Source organism: Acetomicrobium mobile (genome assembly GCF_937920065.1).
This window is the reverse complement of sequence record NZ_CALETC010000181.1, coordinates 1-2,826: the sequence shown is the minus strand read 5'-3', so window position 1 is coordinate 2,826 and position 2,826 is coordinate 1. Positions and strand designations below refer to the sequence as shown.

The window sequence follows — 2,826 nt, the reverse complement described above, 5'->3', positions numbered from 1 at the left end:
GGCAATTTTCTCGCTAATAACATAACTTATGACGCAATCCAAAAAGGAGGCAGCGATTAAAATGGCCGGCAAGATATGAACCATTATTCTACTCATGGCCTCGACCTGGATCCTCATTGTCTCTAAAAAAGCTTCGCCATGACTGCCGGAAAGTATGCCCATGGCGTTACTGAAAGATTCCATAAGGGTGTCAGGGTCAATTGCGAAGGGATTCATGCCTGTTAGCAATTTTACTAAAGCCATGAGGACAAGCTTGCAAGATAGGGAAACCAAAAAGCCATAGGACAAAATATCGGACACCTTTTCAAAGCGCCTTCCCAAAACGCCAAGCGATACGCCCATCAAGGCAAACCCGAAGAGAAAAAAGAACCCTCCTAGCAACCCCATGACAAATGTTGTTAGGACAAAAGCTAAGAAGGCTCCTGTAAAGGCATTTTGGACGGGTACTTTAAGCCCCAGTATTACCAGCGGCACTGGACAAAAAAAGGATATTATAATTCCAACAACCGGCAAAAAATGACTCGCCAGAAACAAGACAACAGAAAGCGCGACCAGTAACGATGTTTCCACCATGGTTCGAGTGCTTTTCATCTAAAATACCTCCCGGTAAAAAAGGGGAGAGAACATCCTCTCCCCAAATTGTTGCCAGTTTGACAGTTTATAAATTTACTCTACCGTGAACGGCAAAAGCGCCATGAACCTGGCCCTTTTAATGGCCCTAGCAAGTTGTCTTTGGTGTTTTGCACAATTACCTGTCACCCTATGTGGTAAAATTTTTCCCCTCTCTGTCAAAAATTTCTTAAGTTGTTCAACGTCCTTGTAATCCACGTATTCTATTTTATTCGCACAAAAGCTGCACACCTTAGGGCGACGTCTTCGACGTCTAAATTCTGCCATGCACAATAACCTCCCTTTTTTAAAAAACTAGTTTTTAAAAAACTAGAATGGGATATCAGCCTCTTCCCCTTCATCTTCCATCTCGGATATATCCGTGGGAAATTCATCGGGGAATTCATCCCTCAAGCTTCCAATAGTCGATACGGGTTCCGTAAATGCCTTGTAATCTTGCGAGTCGCGAGGCCCACCACTCAAAAAGATCACACTTTGCGCCACAACTTCAGTAATCCATCGCCTCTCGCCAACTTTAGTTTCATAGCTTCTAACCTGGAGCCTTCCCTCAACTAACACAGGCCGTCCTTTATGCAAATACTTCTCGCAATTTTCGGCTTGATTGCCCCACACAACTACGGGGATGAAGTCGGTACGTTCCTGCAGATTGTCATCGTGATCTCTCCAACTACGTCCCACAGCTACAGTAAGCCTCGCAACTGCCTGTTTAGAGGCAGTATACCTGATCTCGGGATCGCGAGCAAGGTTCCCCATTAGTATTATTCTATTGTATCCTCGTGCCATTTTTATCTTCTCCTATTTCTCATCAAGGCGCACTATCAAATGTCTTAAAACCGAATCACGCAACTTCAATAACCGGTCCACCTCGCCTATGTGGGAAGGATCCAGCTTGAAATCGAGCAAGGCGTAATACCCTTCTGCTTGCTTGTTAATAGGGTACGCCAATCTCCTTTTTCCCCAGATATCTGCTTTAAGGAATTCTCCTCCCAAGCTCTTGATAATCTCAGAAATTTCGTCGACCTGAGTTTTTACTTCCTCAGTATCGGGATGAATAAGCACCATCAACTCGTAGGGTCGCATATCATCAACACCTCCTCCCTTTGGCCTTCATGATCCCCTTCCCGTGAAGGGGATAGGGATACCAACAAAGATGCATTATAAACAAAAACGACGAATTTAACAATATTTGTCCTTATTTATTCTTCAGGTTTTTATGTTATATGCAATAAGAATGTGCCAATTTTAATTGATATTGATGCGGATCACTCTTTGTTTTCCTCAGGCGTATAGTATTCCAAAATATAAATCTTCTCGCCTGGCAGGACAAAGTTAAATTCCTGGCGTGCCAATCTGGCTGTTCCCTCAGCCGTGCTATAGTAAGCTATCTTTTCGCTTTTATCTTCAATGTCCAGCCTTAATTGGACCAAAATTCGAACCCGCTCATCAATACAATTCGAGAGTTCATTTAGCTTTTTCACCTCTCGGACGTAGCCATTGAACAACATTAAAGAGATTATTATTGAAAAAAGCGATATGACTAGCCACCTTAGCCTTGGCATTTACATCACTTCCGGCGCGTTTATTTTTAGCAGATGCAATACATTAAGCAAGACCACCTTGACTGCGCGGACTAAAGTCAATCTTGCGTTAGTCAAGGAGTTTTCCTCCCCCAAAACCCTGTGAGCATTGTAGAAGGAATGAAACGCCTTGGCCAAATCATACACGTAATATACGAGTATGTGTGGGGCAAGATCGCTTGCTGACTTTCTTATCTCTTCAGGAAATCTGGCTAGACATTTTATGAGCGCCTTCTCCTCTTCAGTGCTAAGCAAGGAAAGCTCAGCCTTTTCAGGATCGACTACAACGCCCCTAGAAGCTGCCTCCTTGAATATGCTGTGTATCCTTGCGCTAGCATATTGAACATAGTATACCGGGTTATCAGTTGATGCGCTTTTTGCAAGATCTATATCGAAATCCAAGTGAGAATCGCACTTCCTCATCAAGAAGAAATAGCGCATTGCGTCTACGCCCACTTCGTCCATCATTTCTCTCAAGGTAACAAACTGTCCGGCTCTCGTAGACATGGACACCAGCTTCCCGCCCTTAATCAAGCTCACAAACTGTATAAGGAGGACTTGTAATGCATCGGGAGACTTGCCAAGCGCCTGAACGGCCGCCTTCATGCGAGGCACGTAT

Annotated in this window: 6 protein-coding genes; all 6 read right to left on the bottom strand. The window is 44.0% G+C overall.

Going from position 1 to position 2,826, the window contains the following annotated elements; translation table 11 throughout:
• The coding region (locus tag Q7P41_RS07200) for a DUF2232 domain-containing protein (RefSeq protein WP_303883160.1) at nt 1-591 on the bottom strand (591 nt) is incomplete at its 3' end.
• Between the two features lie 75 nt (nt 592-666).
• Nucleotides 667-897 carry a 30S ribosomal protein S18 gene (gene rpsR, locus Q7P41_RS07195; RefSeq protein ID WP_303883158.1) on the bottom strand — a complete coding sequence of 77 codons (231 nt, stop codon included), beginning with the start codon at nt 895-897 and terminating at the stop codon, nt 667-669.
• Between the two features lie 42 nt (nt 898-939).
• The gene (locus tag Q7P41_RS07190; protein ID WP_303883157.1) at nt 940-1,413 is read right to left on the bottom strand and encodes a single-stranded DNA-binding protein; all 474 of its coding nucleotides are present in this window, start codon (nt 1,411-1,413) and stop codon (nt 940-942) included.
• A 12-nt stretch (nt 1,414-1,425) separates the two neighbouring features.
• The gene (rpsF, locus tag Q7P41_RS07185) at nt 1,426-1,710 is read right to left on the bottom strand and encodes a 30S ribosomal protein S6 (RefSeq protein ID WP_303883156.1); all 285 of its coding nucleotides are present in this window, start codon (nt 1,708-1,710) and stop codon (nt 1,426-1,428) included.
• 182 nt (nt 1,711-1,892) lie between these two features.
• Nucleotides 1,893-2,189, bottom strand: coding sequence for a cell division protein DIVIC (locus tag Q7P41_RS07180; RefSeq protein WP_303883154.1), 297 nt, complete (start codon nt 2,187-2,189; stop codon nt 1,893-1,895).
• Nucleotides 2,190-2,826 (bottom strand): DALR anticodon-binding domain-containing protein (locus Q7P41_RS07175; RefSeq protein WP_303883152.1); only part of this gene is annotated, 637 nt, incomplete at its 5' end.

Excerpts from the sequence above, each read along its gene's own strand:
- rpsR (WP_303883158.1), bottom strand. The coding sequence starts at position 897 with ATGGCAGAATTTAGACGTCGAAGACGTCGCCCTAAGGTGTGCAGCTTT.
- Q7P41_RS07190 (WP_303883157.1), bottom strand. The coding sequence starts at position 1,413 with ATGGCACGAGGATACAATAGAATAATACTAATGGGGAACCTTGCTCGC.
- rpsF (WP_303883156.1), bottom strand. The coding sequence starts at position 1,710 with ATGCGACCCTACGAGTTGATGGTGCTTATTCATCCCGATACTGAGGAA.
- Q7P41_RS07180 (WP_303883154.1), bottom strand. The coding sequence starts at position 2,189 with ATGCCAAGGCTAAGGTGGCTAGTCATATCGCTTTTTTCAATAATAATC.